20 protein-coding genes, 2 rRNA genes and 1 other annotated feature (1 of these 23 only partly in view) are annotated in these 20753 nt (G+C 40.2%); all 22 genes read right to left on the minus strand.

The features are described 5' to 3' along the window. Positions 1-81: 81 nt before the first annotated feature. Positions 82-615 (minus strand): transcription termination/antitermination protein NusG, encoded by a 534-nt coding sequence (gene nusG, locus BK580_RS23065; protein ID WP_078382569.1) that lies wholly within the window; start codon positions 613-615, stop codon positions 82-84. Between the two features lie 155 nt (positions 616-770). Next, on the minus strand, positions 771-953 hold the full coding sequence (secE, locus tag BK580_RS23070; protein WP_078382570.1) for a preprotein translocase subunit SecE: 183 nt from the start codon (positions 951-953) through the stop codon (positions 771-773). 31 nt (positions 954-984) lie between these two features. Next, positions 985-1134 carry a 50S ribosomal protein L33 gene (gene rpmG, locus BK580_RS23075; RefSeq protein ID WP_078382571.1) on the minus strand — a complete coding sequence of 50 codons (150 nt, stop codon included), beginning with the start codon at positions 1132-1134 and terminating at the stop codon, positions 985-987. Positions 1135-1412: 278 nt separating this feature from the next. Continuing rightward, a complete protein-coding gene (gene sigH / locus BK580_RS23080) occupies positions 1413-2018 on the minus strand; it encodes an RNA polymerase sporulation sigma factor SigH (protein WP_235864152.1) in 606 nt (201 codons plus the stop codon). Positions 2019-2131: 113 nt separating this feature from the next. Beyond that, on the minus strand, positions 2132-2641 hold the full coding sequence (locus tag BK580_RS23085; protein WP_078382573.1) for an NYN domain-containing protein: 510 nt from the start codon (positions 2639-2641) through the stop codon (positions 2132-2134). 6 nt (positions 2642-2647) lie between these two features. Further along, positions 2648-3391: a 23S rRNA (guanosine(2251)-2'-O)-methyltransferase RlmB gene (gene rlmB, locus BK580_RS23090; protein WP_078382574.1), complete on the minus strand. Its 744-nt coding sequence runs from the start codon at positions 3389-3391 to the stop codon at positions 2648-2650. A gap of 2 nt (positions 3392-3393) precedes the next feature. Continuing rightward, a complete protein-coding gene (locus BK580_RS23095) occupies positions 3394-3804 on the minus strand; it encodes a Mini-ribonuclease 3 (RefSeq protein ID WP_078382575.1) in 411 nt (136 codons plus the stop codon). A 7-nt stretch (positions 3805-3811) separates the two neighbouring features. Beyond that, positions 3812-5215 (minus strand): cysteine--tRNA ligase, encoded by a 1404-nt coding sequence (gene cysS, locus BK580_RS23100; protein WP_078382576.1) that lies wholly within the window; start codon positions 5213-5215, stop codon positions 3812-3814. After that, complete coding sequence (cysE, locus tag BK580_RS23105; RefSeq protein WP_078382577.1) at positions 5196-5861, minus strand: serine O-acetyltransferase; 666 nt, start codon at positions 5859-5861, stop codon at positions 5196-5198. Before cysE ends, cysS begins: the two co-directional genes overlap by 20 nt. A 55-nt stretch (positions 5862-5916) precedes the next feature. After that, positions 5917-6141: a binding site (T-box leader), on the minus strand. Between the two features lie 43 nt (positions 6142-6184). After that, positions 6185-7636 (minus strand): glutamate--tRNA ligase, encoded by a 1452-nt coding sequence (gene gltX, locus BK580_RS23110; RefSeq protein ID WP_078382578.1) that lies wholly within the window; start codon positions 7634-7636, stop codon positions 6185-6187. 295 nt (positions 7637-7931) lie between these two features. After that, on the minus strand, positions 7932-8408 hold the full coding sequence (gene ispF / locus BK580_RS23115; protein WP_078382579.1) for a 2-C-methyl-D-erythritol 2,4-cyclodiphosphate synthase: 477 nt from the start codon (positions 8406-8408) through the stop codon (positions 7932-7934). Positions 8409-8428: 20 nt separating this feature from the next. Then, positions 8429-9106, minus strand: a complete 678-nt coding sequence (gene ispD, locus BK580_RS23120; protein WP_078382580.1) for a 2-C-methyl-D-erythritol 4-phosphate cytidylyltransferase — start codon at positions 9104-9106, stop codon at positions 8429-8431. A 125-nt stretch (positions 9107-9231) separates the two neighbouring features. Beyond that, complete coding sequence (locus BK580_RS23125) at positions 9232-10323, minus strand: PIN/TRAM domain-containing protein (protein WP_078382581.1); 1092 nt, start codon at positions 10321-10323, stop codon at positions 9232-9234. A gap of 119 nt (positions 10324-10442) precedes the next feature. After that, positions 10443-11516: a DNA integrity scanning diadenylate cyclase DisA gene (gene disA / locus BK580_RS23130; protein WP_078382582.1), complete on the minus strand. Its 1074-nt coding sequence runs from the start codon at positions 11514-11516 to the stop codon at positions 10443-10445. A 2-nt stretch (positions 11517-11518) separates the two neighbouring features. Then, entirely contained in the window at positions 11519-12895 is a 1377-nt protein-coding gene (gene radA, locus BK580_RS23135) for a DNA repair protein RadA (protein WP_078382583.1), read from the minus strand. 186 nt (positions 12896-13081) lie between these two features. Further along, positions 13082-15520 carry an ATP-dependent protease ATP-binding subunit ClpC gene (gene clpC / locus BK580_RS23140; RefSeq protein WP_078382584.1) on the minus strand — a complete coding sequence of 813 codons (2439 nt, stop codon included), beginning with the start codon at positions 15518-15520 and terminating at the stop codon, positions 13082-13084. Positions 15521-15542: 22 nt separating this feature from the next. Then, positions 15543-16607 (minus strand): protein-arginine kinase McsB, encoded by a 1065-nt coding sequence (locus tag BK580_RS23145; RefSeq protein ID WP_078382585.1) that lies wholly within the window; start codon positions 16605-16607, stop codon positions 15543-15545. Continuing rightward, positions 16608-17156 carry a protein-arginine kinase activator protein McsA gene (locus tag BK580_RS23150; protein ID WP_078382586.1) on the minus strand — a complete coding sequence of 183 codons (549 nt, stop codon included), beginning with the start codon at positions 17154-17156 and terminating at the stop codon, positions 16608-16610. Positions 17157-17169: 13 nt separating this feature from the next. Further along, the gene (locus tag BK580_RS23155) at positions 17170-17631 is read right to left on the minus strand and encodes a CtsR family transcriptional regulator (protein ID WP_078382587.1); all 462 of its coding nucleotides are present in this window, start codon (positions 17629-17631) and stop codon (positions 17170-17172) included. A 330-nt stretch (positions 17632-17961) separates the two neighbouring features. Continuing rightward, positions 17962-18465 (minus strand): GNAT family N-acetyltransferase, encoded by a 504-nt coding sequence (locus BK580_RS23160; protein ID WP_078382588.1) that lies wholly within the window; start codon positions 18463-18465, stop codon positions 17962-17964. A 316-nt stretch (positions 18466-18781) separates the two neighbouring features. Next, positions 18782-18898 (minus strand): 5S ribosomal RNA (gene rrf / locus BK580_RS23165). An 80-nt stretch (positions 18899-18978) separates the two neighbouring features. After that, positions 18979-20753: ribosomal RNA gene (locus tag BK580_RS23170) — 23S ribosomal RNA — on the minus strand (it continues 1157 nt past the right edge of the window).

The raw sequence follows: 20753 nt of genomic DNA on the forward strand, positions 1-20753 counted from the left end.
TTTATTAATAGTCTCTTTTCAAAGACATACTGACCTTTGAAATGATAACACTTTTTCAAAACTATTTCAAGTTTTTTTACATTATAATTTTTCGATCTGTGTAAAGTCAAGTTCTACCGGTGTTTCACGGCCGAACATATTAACGAGTACTTTCACTTTTTGCTTATCTTTATCCATTTCGTCTATATGACCTGTAAAGTTCGCAAATGGACCTTCTTTTACTCGAACAGTTTCTTTTAATTCGAAATCAACCTCAATAAGTTTCTCGACCATACCCATTCTTTTCAATATGAATTGGATTTCATCATCTAGTAAAGGAGTTGGTTTTGAACCGGATCCGCTTGATCCAACGAAGCCTGTAACACCAGGAGTATTACGAACAACATACCATGAATCGTCTGTCATCACGATTTCCACAAGTACATAACCTGGGAATACCTTTTTCTTCGTTACTTTCTTTTTACCGTTTTTGATATCAGTTTCTTCTTCTTCTGGAACTACAACACGGAATATCTTGTCCTGCATCCCCATAGACTCTACTCTTTTTTCTAAGTTCGCTTTAACTTTATTCTCATATCCAGAATAAGTATGAACGACGTACCAGTTTTTCTCCATCTATATGGACTTACTGTCCGTCCCTCCCCATTAATAAAGTATTTTTTCTCCAAATGAAAAAACCCGTTGACCGGGTTTTTTTGTAAACAGTATTATTCACATTATACCATGATATAACATGACTTATTCAAGTGCAAAAAGAATTAGTACGAATTTTATCGTATTACTAGTCGAATAAGCTCGGAAATCCCAAAATCCACAACATAGAAGAACACCGCTGCAAAAGCAACCGTTGTTACTACAGTAATGGTATAGCGAGTTAATTCCTTACGTTTCGGCCAAGAGACCTTTTTCATTTCGCGATTTACGCCACGAAAGAAATTTATTAAACGTTTCATCCACGTAACCTCCAGCTCCAGAAATACTGATCTATTTTGTCTCCCGATGAACGGTATGAGCATTACAAACCTTACAAAACTTCTTTATTTCTAAACGCTCGCTACTTTGCGTTTTACCTTTTACAGTGGAATAGTTACGGGAACCACATTGCGCGCAAGCAAGCACTAATTTACTCTGCATGAGTACACCACCACAATTAAGCATAGATATCCCTAAAAATGTAACATACCTGTAACAATTGTGTCAATGAAGAAAAGCAGAACCGACTCGAGGAGCTAGCCGGTGCAACCGGACAACAAGAAAAGTGAAACCGGCTCGTTCAGCTCCGACAAGCATAAGACAGTTTCCGCAGGAGGTCATGCTTTTCGACCTCTGGAGGAAAATGGCTTATGACTCGAGGAGCTAGCCGGCGCAACTAGACAACAAGAAAAGCGGAACCGGCTCGTTCTGGCCCGATTTTATAAAGTTATCTCTCGCAATTCTAGATATCTCTCTAACTTTCGTTTCACTCGCTGTAAGGCATTGTCAATAGACTTTACATGCCGGTTTAAATCTTCTGAAATCTCTTGATAGGAACGTCCATCTAGATAGAGCGCAAGTACCTTTCTTTCGAGGTCACTCAATAGCTCAGCCATTTTGACTTCGATATCGTCGAATTCTTCTTGATTAATAATCAGTTCCTCTGGGTCCATTACTTTGGCCCCTGAAATAACATCCATTAACGTACGATCTGATTCTTCATCGTAAATAGGCTTGTCCAGTGAAACGTATGAATTAAGTGGGATATGCTTTTGTCTCGTTGCTGTTTTAATCGCTGTAATGATTTGGCGCGTAATACACAACTCCGCAAATGCTTTAAAAGAAGTAAGCTTGTCCTCTTTGAAATCACGGATTGCTTTGTAAAGACCTATCATTCCTTCTTGCACAATATCTTCGCGATCTGCACCAATGAGAAAATAGGATCTAGCCTTCGCTCTTACGAAGTTTTTATACTTGTTGATTAAATAGTCTAGCGCTTCACTATCACCTAAATGTACAAGTACTACCACTTGCTCATCATCCATTAACTCTAATACCCTGCTAGTTTTTCTTGGGTCGCTCACTATCACACCTATCCCTCCGAACAAAACAGTAGATAGAAATATTATACAGTAGTCTTAAATTCAACGTCAACCACTCATCGCTGTCCTCGACGCCATTTTTCGAAAATTGCAGAAAGTTCTGTATCTAATTCAATACGTTTAGAAGGCTTTTCGTTAGTGAAATTGGTTACTCTTTTTTTTATTCTAGTTTCTATTGCTTGTGTCTCATTCAATAATTCACGGGCTGATTTCCTAAGTGCACCTTGGCCAAAAATAGCCCATTGCTCGGTGAAATCTGATGTCGCTACATGAATTTGCGTTCGAATATCATTTAAGCTGATTGCTAGCTTCTCAATTCTTTCATCCGCTGTTTCATTTTCTCGAGTATAAATGACTTCCACTCGATGATTTTTATATTTCGTTTCAATTCCTTGTGAAAGGTGGGCATCAAAAACCACCATTACTCGATAACCCGTATATGCTTGGTATTCTGCCATTTTTGATATGAGGATATCACGTGCCAAAGCTAAGTCTTGATCCTTTAGGTTTCTTAACTCTGGCCACGCACCAATAATGTTGTATCCATCAACAAGCAAGATATCCATTGCTTGTTATTCTCCCGCCGGCTGTCTTTTACGGAAAACCTCATACATTAACAGGCTAGCAGCTACCGAAGCATTCAAGGATGTAACCTTTCCAACCATCGGTAACGAGACTAGAAAATCACATTTGTCTTTTAATAGCCTTGCCATCCCTTTTCCTTCACTACCTATAATCAAGCCAGTAGGTAACGTTCCATCCATATTCCGATAGTCAATCGTTCCCTTTGCATCTGTACCAAATATCCAAAGTCCTTTTTCTTTTAGCTCGTCCACTGTGCGAGCCAAATTCGTCACACGTACAACTGGTATATATTCAATTGCACCCGTAGAAGCCTTTGCTACAGTGGCAGTTAACCCTACTGCTCTCCGCTTTGGAATAATTATTCCATGAGCTCCCACTGCATCTGCAGTTCTCATAATGGAACCAAGGTTATGCGGATCCTCTATTTCATCTAGTATTAAAAAAAACGGGGTTTCGTTCCGCTTCTCTGCTAAGTGAAAAAGATCATCTAATTCTGCATAGTCATACGCAGCGACCGAGGCCACAACCCCTTGGTGATTTCCTTCTGCCATTTGGTCAATCTTTTTTTTCGGAACAAACTGTACTAATACGTTTGCTTCCTTTGCCAGGGTAATGATTTGTTGCATTGAGCCCTTTTGTGAACCTTCAGCAACCCAGAGCTTATTTATTTCTCGATTCGATTTTATAGCTTCTAATACGGGATTTCTCCCAATAATAAATTCTTTAGACATCCTTACTCACCTCTCTCGTCATCTATAATTTGAATACATGCTTTGAATATCTGTTCCATTCTTTCCGTTTCATCCGTTAAGTATAGATGTCCGATTAACGCTTCGAATGCTGTTGAATAACGATATGTTTGAACATCCGTGTTTTTCGGGACAGTGCCAGATTTCGCATTTCTTCCTCTTCTAATGACGCCTTCCTCTAATTCACTAAAATACGCCTCTCCTGCTAATTGGTGTAGCAGTCGTGCTTGCGCCTTAGCGGACACATAACTTGTAGCAGCGCGATGTAATTGATTCGGTCTGATTTTGCCTTGCTTCAAAAGGTGATGACGAACGTACGTTTCGTACACAGCATCACCCATATAAGCAAGCGCCAAACTATTTAATTGTTTTGCGTCTATTTTGATGGTACTCATTGCTTTGTTACCCTCTTTTCCATCTAGTACCTTGTGCTGTATCTTCTAAGATAATATTTTTGTCTTTTAACTCATCTCGAATTTGATCCGCTAAAGCAAAATCGCGATTTTTTCTAGCGTCAATTCGCTTCTGAATAAGAGCATCTATTTCTTCATCTAACAACTCATCCTTAGATATGGATACACCTAAAACGCCGAACAGCTCTTCAAACTGAGAAATAAAGGCTTGTAAAACTTTTTCAGATGTATTCTTTTCACTTACATAAAGGTTCGCCTGTTTTGCCATGTCAAAAAGTACAGCAATGGCATTCGCAGTATTAAAGTCATCATCCATGACTTTGATAAATTCATTCTTTAAAGTTGCTACACTTTCAAGCCATTGTGTGTCTTCTGTTTCCGTCGTTAAATTCACACTGCTTTCTAGTCGATGCTTTAAGTTAGAGTATGAAGTACGTAATCTCTCTAATCCATTATTAGTACTCTCTAATAATTCATCATTATAGTTGATTGGATGACGGTAATGAACCGATAGCATGAAGAAACGGATTAATTGTGGATCATGTTTCTTAATAATGTCATGTACTAGAATAAAGTTCCCTAAAGACTTCGACATTTTCTCGTTATCAATATTAATATACCCGTTATGCAACCAATACTTCGCAAACGTTTTGCCTGTTAAAGCTTCCGATTGAGCAATTTCATTTTCATGATGTGGAAAGGATAAATCTTGACCACCTGCATGAATATCAATAGTGTCCCCTAGATATTTTCGTGCCATAGCTGAGCACTCAATGTGCCAACCTGGGCGACCTTCCCCCCAAGGGCTACTCCAAGATATTTCTCCTTCTTTAGCAGCTTTCCAAAGTACAAAGTCTAGAGCATCTTGTTTCTTTTCTCCCACTTCGATTCGCGTTCCTAGTTGCAAATCCTCGATTGGCTGATGGGATAACTTCCCGTATTCTTTGAATTCGCGCGTTCTATAATAGACGTCTCCACCTGACTCATAAGCAAAGCCTTTTTCAATCAACGCTTCAATAAATTCTAAAATAATATCCATGCTCTCTGTAACTCTTGGGTGAACCGTAGCTTGTTTGCACCCTAATGCAGAGACATCTTCATGGTATGCCGCTATAAAGCGCTCAGCAATGGTTGGAACATCTTCCCCAAGTTCATTGGCTGCTTTGATAAGCTTGTCATCCACGTCAGTGAAATTGGATACATAATTAACTTCATAACCTCGGTACTCTAAGTATCTTCTTACTGTATCAAAAACAATCGGTGGTCTCGCATTTCCAATATGAATATAGTTGTAAACAGTTGGTCCGCACACATACATTTTTACCTTACCCTCTTCTAATGGTACGAACATTTCCTTCTGTCGAGTTAATGTATTATAAAGATGAATGGTCATCTATGTTCTTCCTCTCTTTTAAAAGTAACAATTCATGCTGCAATTGAGCGATTTGCTTTTCTAATGCGACAAAGCGATCTCCTGTTGGATCTGGCATATTCTGATGGTTGAAATCCTTCTTCACTCTTATCCCATCTTGAATAACAATTTTCCCAGGAATTCCAACGACTGTTGAGTTATTAGGAACATTCTTTAACACAACCGATCCAGCCCCTACTTTAGAATTCTCTCCAACAGTTATCGAACCTAAAACCTTGGCTCCAGCCGCTATTAATGCATTATCTAATATAGTGGGATGCCTTTTTCCTTTTTCTTTTCCTGTACCACCTAAGGTGACACCTTGAAAGACAGTTACATTATTCCCTATTTCACATGTTTCACCTATTACCACACCCATACCATGGTCGATAAAAAAGCGGCTTCCTATTTTAGCCCCTGGATGGATTTCAATTCCTGTGAAAAAACGACTTACCTGGGAAATAACTCTGGCAATAAAAAATAATTTCCGCTTAAAAAATGTATGGGCTAATCGATGCGCCCATATGGCATGTAACCCTGAATAAGTTAAAATAACTTCAAAATAACTTCGTGCTGCTGGGTCCTGTTCAAAAATAACATCGATATCTTCCTTTAACGTACGAAACATTCAAGATCCCCCTTTCACTCTATTTCACAAATAAAAAAGTCTCTGTGTCCTAAGACACAGAGACGCTTATGGCGCGGTTCCACTCTGTTTAGATATACACCGATATCTCCACTCATCCTCGTAACGGGAGGTAGCCGCTATTACTTACTAAGCAACTTGCTGTTTAGCAATAGACTCCGAGGTGCACTTCAAAGAATTCATCACATGAATCGTTTTCAGCCATCGACGATTCTCTCTAAAAAGGATTAAATTCTTTTACTCTCCTCATCTACATTCATTTTAATTATTTATATCTCTTATCATATTATGTTTTGTTAGAAATGTTAACTAATTAGTTTCTCTAAGCGTGCGATAACTGTTTCTTTTCCTAATAAATGAATCGCCTGTGGTAACTCTGGTCCGTGAGTTTGTCCAGTTGTTGCTACACGAATCGGCATGAATAGCTTTTTCCCCTTGTGACCAGTAGCTTTTTGGACTGCTTTAATAGAAGCCTTGATGCTATCCGCTGAGAAATCCTCGAGCTCTGCTAACTGCTCACGGAAAGCAGCCATTACTTCCGGAACTTGCTCCTCATTTAATACTGTTTGTGCTTCTTCGGTATACTCAATATGCGTTTTGAAGAACATTTCTGTTAGCTCAACAATTTCCGCTCCATAGCTCATTTGCTCTTGATAGAGAGAAATTAATTCTTTTGCCCAATGCTTCTCGTCTTCTGTCATTGAATCTTGGAAGCGACCAGCCTTTACTAAATGTGGTAAAGAAAGTGCTACAATTGTATCAAGGTCCAGCTTCTTCAAATATTGATTATTCATCCACGTTAATTTCTGTGTATCGAACACAGCAGGAGATTTAGATAAGCGATCTGCATCAAATATTTTAATGAATTCTTCTTTAGAGAAGATTTCCTCTTCCCCAACAGGTGACCAGCCTAACATCGCAATAAAATTAAACAATGCTTCAGGTAAATAGCCAAGCTCCTCATACTGCTCAATAAATTGAATAATAGACTCATCACGCTTACTCAATTTTTTACGACTCTCATTCACGATCAATGTCATATGACCAAAGATAGGAACATCCCACCCTAGCGCATTAAAAATCATAATTTGTTTTGGCGTATTAGAGATGTGATCATCTCCACGAAGCACATGAGATATCTTCATCAAATGATCATCTACCGCAACTGCAAAATTGTAAGTTGGTGTACCATCTTTTTTCACAATAACAAAGTCACCAATACCGTCTGATTCAAAGGATACGTCACCTTTTACCATATCATTAAACTTAATTTCGGATCCTTCAGGAACGCGAAAACGAATACTTGGCTCTCTACCTTCATTTTCAAAAGTAGTTTGCTCTTCCGTTGATAAGTTACGGTGTTGACCAGAATAACGAGGCATTTCACCACGTGCAATCTGCCCTTCTCTTTCTGCTTCTAATTCCTCTTCTGTACAGTAACATTTATAAGCGAATCCCTTTTCAAGGAGTTCATTGTAATATTTTTTATAAATATCATTACGCTCTGATTGACGATATGGACCGTATTCGCCACCAACATCGACGCTTTCATCCCATTCGATTCCAAGCCATTTCAAATATTTAAGCTGGCTTTCTTCTCCACCTTCAATATTACGCTTCTTGTCCGTATCCTCTATACGAATAACAAATTGTCCATTCTGGCTACGTGCAAAAAGATAATTAAATAATGCGGTACGAGCATTTCCTATATGTAAGTGCCCTGTTGGACTTGGGGCATAACGTACGCGAACTGTCATATGGTTACCTCCAATGTTCCGTCAGCTTCCGAGCTTAGACGGGGATAGTTTTTCAAAATCCAAGCATTATTCTATCATAAAACAGTGATAAAAGTCCTTATTTCTTTATTATGACTACCCTGAAAATAGGTAAGGTTCCGTTAGACACCCTTTCGATTTCCGCTCCTGCCACTTGCTTTCCGCGGGCGGTCTTGGGAGGACAGGGATACTTAACATGCCGCATTTTCATCATCCATGGTGCGAAAATTTCATTGCATGTGTGTGTCTACCCTGATCATAAGTAGCTTAACTTTTATTAGAGTTTTATTAATAACACGACGGCTTGGGCTGCAATTCCTTCTTCTCTTCCAGTAAATCCAAGCTTTTCCGTTGTCGTTGCTTTTACATTTACTTGCTCTTCACTTGCTTCTAGTAGTTCAGCAATTCTTGCACGCATTGTTTCAATATGTGGTGCCATTTTGGGTTTTTGGGCAATAATCGTACAGTCTACATTTCCCAACTTATAGCCTTTTTCTTTTACTATTTCCCATACCCGCTGCATTAAAACAGCAGAATCTGCATCTTTGAATGCTGGATCTGTGTCCGGAAAATGCTTACCAATATCTCCTTCTCCAATTGCCCCTAAACATGCATCTGAGATTGTATGTAGCAAGACATCCGCATCAGAATGACCTAATAGTCCCTTCTCATAAGGAATGGTAATGCCTCCAATTATCAACGGTCTTCCTTCTGCAAATTGATGCACATCAAATCCTTGTCCTATTCGAAACATACGGGTTCTCCTTCTTATATTTATTTTTGTAAAATAGCGTTCGCTATTAATATATCTTCTGGTGTAGTTAATTTAATGTTTTCATAATCGCCTTCTACAATATGTACTGGAACATTGATTCTCTCCACTAAACTAGACTCATCTGTCCCCATGTAATCTTCCTTTTTCGCCTTGTGGTGGGCCTTCATTAAAACGTTATATTGAAACGCTTGTGGTGTTTGAATCGACCATAGATTAGAGCGTTCCACGGTTTCCTCTACTATCTCATTAGGACTCACTCGTTTAATCGTATCCTTCACCGGCACTCCAACTATCGCAGCCCCTTCTTGACGAGCCTTTTCTACTAATCGATGGATGACAGCTTGTCTAATAAATGGTCGGGCTCCATCGTGGACTAAAACAATCTCTGTAGATTCGAGTGTTTTTAACCCATTATACACGCTATCCTGCCGCTCTCTCCCCCCTATTACCATTTCACTTACTTTCGAAATATGGTGTGTAGTTAGAAGAGATTCAAAGATTTTTATCTCCTTTTCATTGATCACTAATTTAATTTGATCACATAATGGGTCATTTTCAAAGATAGTTAATGTATGTATAATAACTGGCTTTCCCTCAAGCTCAATAAATTGTTTGTTCTTCCCGGCCTGCATTCTTTTCCCCTGACCTGCCGCTAAAACAATTACCTGGTACTTCATGATAAACTCTCCCATATAAAAATCTATGCTAAAATAACTTCTACCCTCTTAGCATCGCTGGAGAGGGTAGTTTTTTTACATATAGTCGGGCTATGGAGCCAATTAAGCCGGTTCCACTTTTCTTATTAAAGTGCTGCTCGTTCCATTTGTTTTGGTTTGGCAAATATCATTCGTCCAGCAGAGGTTTGGAGGACACTTGTGACTAGCACCTCAATATGCTTGCCAATGTAGTCACGGCCTTCTTCCACAACAATCATTGTGCCATCATCCAAATATGCTACACCTTGATTATGTTCTTTTCCATCCTTTATTACTTGAACTGTCAGCTCTTCACCCGGCAGAACCACAGGCTTCACAGCATTTGCAAGGTCATTAATATTTAAAACCTCTACATTTTGAAGTTCACAAACTTTATTTAAGTTAAAGTCATTCGTCACTACGACTCCTGAAGTCAACTTCGCTAGCTTCACAAGTTTACTATCTACTTCTTGAATGTCTTCAAAGTTTCCTTCGTAAATTTCTACTTTTATCGCTAACTCTTTTTGAATTCGATTAAGAATATCAAGTCCACGTCTTCCTCGATTACGTTTCAATACATCAGAGGAATCTGCAATATGCTGTAACTCTTCTAGAACAAAGCGAGGTATAACAATCGTGCCTTCTAAAAAGCCAGTTTGACAAATATCTGCGACTCTACCATCAATAATAACACTAGTGTCTAATATTTTTAACTTTTTAGATGAAAGATCTATATCCTCTTCATCTGCTGCTTTTTTCTTTCCAAATTTGCTAGAAATTGAAAATAAATTAACAAGCTCATCGCGTTTTTTAAATCCTACTTGAAATCCAAGGTATCCTAATAGTATCGTGATGAAAATCGGGAAAATGCTACTTACAAATGGAATTTTCTCTAAAGGAATAACCGCTAGATAAGCGACAATTAAACCAAAAATGAGACCTAAGCTACCGAACAATACATCTGTTACTGGCGCTTTTACTAACGACTCCTCTATCCATTTAATAAATCCGACTACATAATCCACTAACCAAAAAGTAAGGATAAAAAATATAATAGCTCCTAGTATCGCAACAGTATAAGGCTTGGTTAAAAAAGAAATATCTCCTAGATTCAATAGAGAAAATAATTCCGGGATAAAGAAAATACCCAATGTACCACCAAGAATGAGAAAAAACAATTGAACCATGCGCCTTAACATTGCCTCACCTCCCTATATTCATTATAAACAGTTTCCTATAAATAAAACGTCAAAAACCTCTTAATTTTACATTTGTTAGTGGATGGACACGTAATTGAAACACTTATCTTGAAAAAAACCTATATTTGTCGGTCAATAAGCAATTGATCTTGAATTCGTTTTAAACCTTCTTTTATTTTCCGAGCTCGCACTTCCCCAATTCCTTCTACCTCGTCTAACTCTTCTACTGTTGCAACCAAAATCTGTTTCATTGTTTTAAATCTACATATTAGATTTTCAATAACAAGAGGTGGAAGTCTAGGGATCTTATGTAAAATTCTATATCCTCTCGGAAGCACAAATTCATCGGGATTCATAAAGCCTGAATACCCTAACATTTTTAAAATAACCGTATCATCTAATAAATCTGTATTAGCTAATGCCTGTAGCTTTTTAAGAATCAGAAAAGCATCCATATCTTTATCTAAACAATAATCTTTGATTAGAAGAATCGCTTCTTCTTCAATATGGGCGAGAAGTTCTGTCATCTGCAAACGAATAAGTCTTCCCTCTGTTCCTAATTCATTAATATAACTAATAATCTCATTTTTAATCCGTAACACCATTTCAATCCGATGAATCACCTGTAATAACTCAGAGAGAGATACTTGCTCCTCAAATTCAAGTGCTCCAAGGTTAGTAATTCCCTGGTCTAAAACAGACTTGTATTTTTCTAATGTTTGTATCGCTTGGTTTGCTTTTGTGAAAATAACCCCTATGTCACGTAAGGCATATCGAAAATCACCTTTGTACAACGTTATAACATTACGTCTTTGCGAGATGGCAACTACTAAGCACCCTGTTTGTTTAGCCACCCGCTCTGCCGTTCTATGCCTCATCCCTGTTTCTGTAGATATTATGGTAGGGTTGGGTGTTAATTGTGCATTCGCATAAAGAATTTTCGTTCCTTTGTCATTTAATATAATAGCACCGTCCATTTTAGCTAGTTCATAAACGTATGCTGGGCTAAACGAACAGTTAATTGAAAAGCCCCCATCTACCATTTCCTTTACTTTATCATTAAACCCGACAACAACTAGACCACCAGTTTGTGATCGAAGGATATTGTTAATTCCTTCACGCATAGGTGATCCTGGAGCAATAAATTGTAACGTATCCGCCATTGTTTTTTCTTTCAGACGTAGATCCTCCATCCCTATCCCCCTAGTGTATATTGCAGAGCTTGGTCAATCGTGGCAACTCCGATCACCTTGACCTCTTTCGGAACGGTCCATCCACCTAAGTTCTTGGAAGGAATAATAACACGTTTAAATCCGAGTTTTGCTGCTTCTTGTACACGTTGCTCAATACGAGACACACGCCTAATCTCTCCGGTTAAACCAACCTCTCCTATCACCACATCTGTCGGCTCAGAAGATTGGTTTCGAAAGCTGGAAGCAATACTAACTGCTACCGCTAAGTCGATCGCTGGTTCATCCAATTTAACGCCACCTGCTACTTTTAGATAGGCGTCTTGGTTTTGTAAAAGTAGACCTACTCTTTTCTCTAGAACCGCCATAATTAACGACACGCGATTATGGTCAATTCCTGTGGCCATTCTTCTTGGATTTCCGTATCCCGTTGGAGATATTAGTGCTTGAATTTCTACTAAAACTGGTCGTGTTCCTTCCATCGATGCTACAACAGTAGATCCTGCAGCACCTTTTGAACGTTCCTCTAAAAAGATTTCTGAAGGATTTTTCACTTCTTCTAACCCTTCTTCTTTCATTTCAAAGATTCCAATTTCATTAGTTGAACCAAATCTATTTTTAACAGATCGTAAAATACGATAAGTATGATGGCGTTCTCCTTCAAAATATAACACAGTATCTACCATATGCTCCAATATTCGAGGCCCTGCAATCGATCCCTCTTTTGTAACATGCCCTACAATAAACACAGCAATATTTTTCGTTTTCGCGATTCTCATAAGCTCCGCTGTACACTCTCTTACCTGTGACACACTTCCTGGTGCAGAGGTAACAGCAGGATGATATACCGTTTGAATGGAGTCAATGACTAATAGGGTTGGCTGAACCTCATCAATTGCTTTTGCAACTAATTCAAAATCTGTTTCAGATAAAACAAACAGTTCATCCGCTTGAACTCCTAACCGGTCTGCTCGAAGTTTCGTTTGCTGCACCGATTCTTCTCCTGAAATATAAAGAACACGATGTTTTTTCAATGCTAGTTGGCAACATATCTGAAGTAGTAACGTTGACTTTCCAATACCTGGATCACCACCAATTAGTACGAGTGATCCCTGTACCAAACCGCCACCAAGCACTCGGTTGCATTCTGCCATATTAGTTTGAATCCGTGCTTCTTTAATCGATTCTACTTTAGTAATAGATTCTGCCTTTCGCACAAGTGTAGGAGATGAAGTGGTAAAGCCCCCTCTTCTCGGTGTTTTAGACTCTTCCATCTCTTCCGTCATTTTGTTCCAGGCGTTACAACCCGGGCACTTCCCCATCCACTTAGGAGACTCATACCCACATCCCTGACAAATAAACTTCGTCTTACGCTTTGCCATGAAAAAATCCTCTCTCTGTTAAAATACCATTGTTTTCCTCTTTTTATGATACCTTATTTTATATCGTACAAGCCAATTTTAAGTAGCAAACGTAAAAGGATACAAGAAAGGAGGCAAAGCTCTTTAAATAAGAGCCTACCTCCACTTATAATCTTGGTTCTACCTGTAAACCACTAAAACCCGTTATTATTTTACTTTTTCGACGTCTCGGACAATAAACTGCCCATCTACCACGTCCATGACAATCTTTTTCCCTTTTTCAATATTTCCTTTTAAGAGCTCTTCTGATAACTTATCCTCAACATGCTTTTGAATAGCTCGACGTAAAGGTCTTGCTCCGTATTCTGGATCATATCCCTCTTCAGAAATCTTCTCTTTCGTTGCATCCGTTAATTCTAAAACAATATCTTGCTCTTTTAAACGCTTCGTTAATTGATCCGATAATAGTGTCACGATTTCTTTCAGATGTGTTTTCTCTAATGAGTGGAACACAATCATCTCATCGACACGGTTAAGGAATTCTGGACGGAATGCCTTTTTCAGCTCCTCCATTACTTTCCCCTTCATGTCTTTATAATTTTGATTTTCATCCTGCACATTAAATCCAACATATTTATTACGCTTTAACGCATCAGCCCCAACGTTCGATGTCATAATGACAAGCGTGTTTCGGAAGTCCACTGTACGCCCTTTCGAATCAGTTAATCGACCATCCTCTAATACTTGCAATAATATATTGAATACATCAGGATGCGCTTTTTCAATTTCATCTAATAAAATAACAGAGTATGGCTTGCGACGAACTTTCTCCGTTAATTGTCCACCCTCATCGTACCCAACATATCCTGGAGGAGAACCTACCAAACGTGAAGTAGAGTGTTTCTCCATGTATTCAGACATATCAATACGAATCATCGCGTCCTCGTCTCCAAAGATAGACTCCGCCAACGCTCTAGCAAGTTCTGTTTTACCAACCCCTGTAGGACCTAAGAAAATAAAGGAACCAATTGGACGTTTTGGATCTTTCAAACCAGCTCTGGCACGACGTACTGCTTTTGAAACAGCCTTCACTGCTTCATCCTGCCCAATTACACGAGAGTGAAGAAGATCTTCCATATTTAAAAGCTTTTCAGTTTCTTTTTGCGCAAGTCTCGATACTGGAATTCCGGTCCAACTAGACACAACCATCGCAATGTCCTCTACTGTTACTTCAGAATTCTCTTGACCTTGCTTCTCTTTCCACGTTTTCTTAGTTTCTTCCAGCTGCTCGCGTAAGCGCTGTTCCGTATCACGTAAGGAAGCCGCCTTTTCAAACTCTTGGCTTTGGACAGCTGCGTCCTTTTCATTCCGAACTCCTTCTAGCTTCACCTCTAACTCTTTTAAATTAGGAGGTGTTGTAAAGGAACGTAAACGAACCTTTGATCCCGCTTCATCAATCAAGTCAATCGCTTTATCCGGTAGAAAACGATCGGAAATATAACGATCCGAAAGCTTCACTGCTTGATCAATTGCCTCATCAGTTATGGAAACACGGTGATGTGCTTCATAACGATCGCGCAACCCTGTTAAAATTTGAATAGATTCCTCAATTGTTGGCTCATCCACTCGAATTGGTTGGAAACGTCTCTCAAGTGCTGCATCCTTTTCAATGTATTTACGGTACTCATCTAACGTAGTGGCACCAATACATTGAAGCTCTCCGCGCGCTAAAGATGGCTTTAAAATATTGGACGCATCAATCGCGCCTTCCGCTCCACCTGCTCCGATTAATGTATGAAGTTCATCAATGAATAAAATAATATTTCCAGCTTGGCGAATTTCGTCCATCACTTTCTTTAAGCGATCCTCAAATTCTCCACGATATTTTGTACCAGCTACAACTGTTCCCATATCAAGCGTCATGACACGCTTATCTCGAAGAATTTCTGGTACCTCATTATTCACGATTTGTTGTGCTAGCCCTTCTGCAATCGCTGTTTTACCTACACCAGGCTCTCCGATTAACACAGGATTATTTTTCGTTCTTCTACTAAGGACTTCAATTACACGTTGTATCTCTTTACTTCGCCCAATAACAGGATCCAAACTTCCTTCTCTCGCAATTACAGTAAGATCACGAGCTAAGCTATCCAACGTTGGTGTATTAACATTTGCAGATGCTCCGCCCTGATGGCCACCAGACGTTTCATTACTACCAAGTAGTTGTAGCACTTGTTGACGCGCCTTATTAAGGCTAACTCCTAAGTTATTTAATACACGTGCAGCTACACCTTCACCCTCACGAATCAAACCTAGTAGAATATGTTCCGTACCTACATAAGAATGTCCAAGCTTACGAGCCTCATCCATCGAGAGCTCAATCACTTTCTTTGCACGAGGTGTATAATGTGGAATAGATTGTCCGCTCTCTTTCCCTCGTCCAATTAAGTTTTCTACTTCTTTTTGAACCTTTTCTGGCCCAAGTCCTAGTGCAATTAATGCCTTTGCCGCTATTCCTTCACCCTCTCTTACTAATCCAAGTAAAATGTGCTCTGTACCAATATTATTATGGCTTAAACGAAGTGCTTCTTCCTGTGCCAACGCAAGTACTTTTTGTGCTCTCTCTGTAAATCGACCGAACATCATATATAATCGCCTCCCGAGTAATTTATCTTTTTAAACGTAGTCTTTCTCTAATTAAGCTCGCTCTTCGAATATCTCGTTCATTTGGTCTTAACGGACCACCAGCATATTGCTGCAAAAAACCTGGTTGAGTTAAAATCATTAATTCATTCAAGATAGATCGTGATATATTCTCGATAAATCCCAAATCAATGCCTAATCGTACATCGGATAAGCATTTTGCCGCCTCTTTTGTCTCAATGATACGGCTATGTGCTAATATCCCGTAAGATCGAAAAACTCTATCTTCTAATTGTATGTTGGAAGTCTTGACTAATGCTTCTCTTGCCGACCTCTCTTGGGCAATCAGTTGTTGAACCACACTAAGTAGATCATTTACAATATCCTCTTCAGATTTTCCTAGTGTTAGTTGATTCGAGATTTGAAAAATGTTTCCTAAAGCTTCGCTACCTTCCCCATAAATTCCTCTAACAACTAAACCTAACTGATTAATTGCTGGAACTATTCGGTTCATTTGTTGTGTTAGCACCAGAGCGGGAAGGTGCATCATCACGGAAGCGCGTAGCCCTGTACCTACATTCGTTGGGCAACTTGTTAAATAACCTCGCTTTTCATCGAAGGCATAATCTATCTTTGACTCGATCCAATCATCTAACGAATTGGCGACTCGCAATGCCTCTGTTAATTGCATCCCAGGAAACAGGCATTGAATTCGGATATGATCCTCTTCGTTAATCATAATACTAACTTCTTCATTCGGAGTTAACATACAAGCTCCATAAGTGGAATCTTCCGCAAGCTGAGGACTAATTAAATGCTTTTCTACCAGTACCCTTTTTTCGAGTGTATTCAATTCTTCCATCACGAGAAATTCTAATTCTCCCAACTCCTGAAATGATTTCTCGGAAAAATGACGCTTCATCGTTTCCACTATTTCTCTAGCTTCCTCGTTACTAGCTACAGTAGGAAACCGCATCGCTTCTAAATTTCTAGCAAGTCTTACCCTGCTACTTAACACAATGTCAGATGCTGGACCTTCTTGATTCATCCACGAACTAACGGCATTACTTAAAAAGTGTTCAAGAGACATTTATTGCTCCCCCTCTCTTTTTTCACTTAATTTCTTTTCTAACTCTCTAATCTTATCTCTTATATTCGCTGCACTTTCAAATTCTTCCTGTATAATAAGTGCTTGTAATTCTTCTTTTAATAAATCAATTTCTTTTCTAACGTGCATACTCCCACCGATTCGCTGAGGTATTTTTCCTGCATGGATGGTATTTCCACTATGAAACCTCTTTAAAATCGGCTGCATTTTCTCTTCAAACGTACGATAACACTCTGAACACCCAAACCGCCCGACTTTCGTAAACTGCTGAAATGTCATTTTACAACGCTCACATTGCAGAACTTTATTTTCCTTAAACCCCTCAGGCTTTTCGTTTGAAATTGTCTGTTCCGTATTTAGCAATCCAGCAATCAAATTATTAATCGAAAAACCCGATCCACCGGAAAACATAAACATATTACCTTTCTCCTGCGCGCAATGTTCACAAATATGCACTTCCGATTTTTCTCCATTGATAATTTTAGTAAAATGCAACGTCGCTGGACGTTCCTTACATTCCTGACACACCATCGTGTTTCCCCCCTTAACGGTACTTAAGAGTAGTAAGCATCGCTATGAGCATCCTCGCTCTTAACTCGTCTCTCTCAGGTAACCCTAAATAGATAACAGAGCGATCCATCACACTAACCATTATCTTCGCCTCTCGAGCGGAAATTACCTTCTCCTCCACTAAACGAAAAATTACATCCTCTGCACTAGATTGCGAAATTCGTACATCTATTAACTCGATTATTTGATCAATAAGCTGCAAATGATCATGAGGCTTAATCTTAATAATCCGTATATAACCCCCACCACCACGCTTGCTCTCAACCAAATACCCACGCTCAATCGTAAACCTCGTATTTATTACATAATTAATCTGAGAAGGTACACATTCAAACTTATCAGCAATCTCACTACGTTTTATTTCTGCGGAATTTTCTCTACTCCGCTCTAAAACCTGCTTTAAATATTGTTCAATGACATCAGATATGTTTCTCATGCTATCCCCCAATCTGACCTTGACTATCTTTGACTATAATTAAAATATATAAGAACGCGATATATTTTTCAATAAATAACTCTCACAAAAACAGAATTCCACTTTTTGCTCATTGATAAACGTCCAAAGGTCAAAATAATATATTTAAAATTTCAGAGTAAATTCACAGAACTAATAACGGAACATACAGTCAAAAGCTAACAAATATACATAATACCCGGTGTTCCTCCTATGCCCGGTAGTTTGGAAGAGCATAAATTGCCTGACTCAATACAAAAAAACGACTATTCACTTTTGAATAATCGCTCCTCATGGATTGCACAATCTGATCTAATCAATTCCAACCTTATTACTTCTTCTTTCCAGTAAGACAACATCACGCCAGCAACCCTTCATTTCACCAATACGTTCTCGCCTTCCAACCTCCCGAAATCCATATTTAGTATGTAAATGCAAACTTGATGTATTTTCCGGAAAAACTCCTGATTGTAACATCCAAAATCCATTTTGTTCACTTTTTTCAATCAAAGATTTTAGAAGTAAGCTACCGATTCCTTTTCGTTTATTCGTTTGTCTAGCATAAATACTTACCTCTGCGACTCCTCTATAAACCGGTCGATTTGAGATAGAACTCAAAGCAGCCCACCCTAATATACCTCCTTCTGAACGCACAACTATCCGACATTCTTTTAAATGCCCTCTATCCCATTCCTCCCAATTCGGTGCTTCCATTTGAAAAGTAGCATTCCCAGTATCGATGCCTTCTAAATAAATATCCCGAACTTGCCACCAGTCCCCTCTCCCCATTTCATCAATAAAAATAGTACTCTTCATCCACTTCCCCCTCTTTCCATTCATTATTTACCTACCGTATTGTAGAAGAAGAAACGTCGCAGCATAAAGCAACTAAGCAAAATTAGATACGATATACATAACATATTCGAAGAAAGAAAGCTTCTTTCTCGTTTTATTTTTTTCAATTGTCGATAATTTCTATTTCGTACTTCTCAAAAATCTCTTAACTTAAGAACCTGCTATTTTCTCTAAAGTCAAAAACTTCACTTTCAAAAATGCACTTCCAATAATCTAATCACTGGTTCCAACACAAAAAAGACCAGTGCCTATTTCAACACTGATCTTTTTTTTATTTGCCTGGCAACGTCCTACTCTCACAGGGGGACAGCCCCCAACTACCATCGGCGCTGAAGAGCTTAACTTCCGTGTTCGGTATGGGAACGGGTGTGGCCTCTTCGCCATCATTACCAGACATATTAAGTTGAAGGATGTTCCTTCAAAACTAGATAACGTATTTTCATATCAAGATTCACTAAGTATCGTTCATTGTTTTAGGTTAAGTCCTCGATCGATTAGTATTCGTCAGCTGCACATGTCGCCACGCTTCCACCTCGAACCTATCTACCTGATCATCTTTCAGGGATCTTACTAGCCGAAGCTAAAGGAAATCTCATCTTGAGGGGGGCTTCATGCTTAGATGCTTTCAGCACTTATCCCGTCCGCACGTAGCTACCCAGCTATGCCTTTGGCAAGACAACTGGTACACCAGAGGTGCGTCCATCCCGGTCCTCTCGTACTAAGGACAGCTCCTCTCAAATTTCCTGCGCCCACGACGGATAGGGACCGAACTGTCTCACGACGTTCTGAACCCAGCTCGCGTACCGCTTTAATGGGCGAACAGCCCAACCCTTGGGACCGACTACAGCCCCAGGATGCGATGAGCCGACATCGAGGTGCCAAACCTCCCCGTCGATGTGGACTCTTGGGGGAGATAAGCCTGTTATCCCCGGGGTAGCTTTTATCCGTTGAGCGATGGCCCTTCCATGCGGAACCACCGGATCACTAAGCCCGACTTTCGTCCCTGCTCGACTTGTAGGTCTCGCAGTCAAGCTCCCTTGTGCCTTTACACTCTACGAATGATTTCCAACCATTCTGAGGGAACCTTTGGGCGCCTCCGTTACTCTTTAGGAGGCGACCGCCCCAGTCAAACTGCCCACCTGACACTGTCTCCCAGCCCGATAAGGGCTGCGGGTTAGAATTTCAATACAGCCAGGGTAGTATCCCACCGACGCCTCCACCGAAGCTAGCGCTCCGGCTTCTCAGGCTCCTACCTATCCTGTACAAGCTGTACCAAAATTCAATATCAGGCTACAGTAAAGCTCCACGGGGTCTTTCCGTCCTGTCGCGGGTAACCTGCATCTTCACAGGTACTATAATTTCACCGAGTCTCTGGTTGAGACAGTGCCCAGATCGTTACGCCTTTCGTGCGGGTCGGAACTTACCCGACAAGGAATTTCGCTACCTTAGGACCGTTATAGTTACGGCCGCCGTTTACTGGGGCTTCGGTTCAAAGCTTCGCTTGCGCTAACCTCTCCCCTTAACCTTCCAGCACCGGGCAGGCGTCAGCCCCTATACTTCGCCTTACGGCTTCGCAGAGACCTGTGTTTTTGCTAAACAGTCGCCTGGGCCTATTCACTGCGGCTCTCTCGGGCTTTAACACCCTAACAGAGCACCCCTTCTCCCGAAGTTACGGGGTCATTTTGCCGAGTTCCTTAACCAGAGTTCTCTCGCTCACCTTAGGATTCTCTCCTCGCCTACCTGTGTCGGTTTGCGGTACGGGCACCATACTCCTCGCTAGAGGCTTTTCTTGGCAGTGTGAAATCAGGAACTTCGGTACTATATTTCCCTCGCCATCACAGCTCAGCCTTATATGAGAAGCGGATTTGCCTACTTCTCAGCCTTGCTGCTTGGACGCGCATATCCAACAGCGCGCTTACCCTATCCTTCTGCGTCCCCCCATTGCTCAAACGGAGTGGAGGTGGTACAGGAATATCAACCTGTTATCCATCGCCTACGCCTTTCGGCCTCGGCTTAGGTCCCGACTAACCCTGAGCGGACGAGCCTTCCTCAGGAAACCTTAGGCATTCGGTGGAAGGGATTCTCACCCTTCTTTCGCTACTCATACCGGCATTCTCACTTCTAAGCGCTCCACCAGTCCTTCCGGTCTAGCTTCAACGCCCTTAGAACGCTCTCCTACCACTGTTCAAAGAACAGTCCGCAGCTTCGGTGATACGTTTAGCCCCGGTACATTTTCGGCGCAGAGTCAC

The organism is Sutcliffiella halmapala (genome assembly GCF_002019665.1).
Taxonomy (GTDB): Bacteria; Bacillota; Bacilli; order Bacillales; family Bacillaceae_I; genus Sutcliffiella_A; species Sutcliffiella_A halmapala.